Origin of the sequence: Enterobacter sichuanensis, from assembly GCF_002939185.1 — a bacterium.
Classification (GTDB): domain Bacteria; phylum Pseudomonadota; class Gammaproteobacteria; order Enterobacterales; family Enterobacteriaceae; genus Enterobacter; species Enterobacter sichuanensis.
The window spans coordinates 1-240 of the sequence record NZ_POVL01000194.1 but is presented as its reverse complement, the minus strand read 5'-3'; the positions used below and the strand labels follow the sequence as shown (position 1 = coordinate 240).

Below are 240 nucleotides of genomic sequence, written 5' to 3'. Positions count from 1 at the left end.
CCGGATTTAAAAGTACCTATGTCCGCTCCGATAAAATTCGCAGCCACTGGCGGAAATACAAACTCAGTAAAGTGGATAAGAAAAGTAGTGAGGCCAGCTTCATTAAATATGAAAATAAAGAAGTCATAAGTATTGATGCGGACGGTAATGAAACCAAAAAAACAGTCAGGTCAGGGAAAATAGATACCAAAGAGCTCTGGAAACAATTAAAAGAAGCCTCGGTCAGTCTTAAGTTTGAAG

The 240-nt window shown here is 38.8% G+C and carries 1 pseudogene; it reads left to right on the top strand.

Annotated features, from left to right (window positions below):
• Nucleotides 1-240: pseudogene (locus C5687_RS25210) on the top strand (hypothetical protein); the annotation flags it as partial.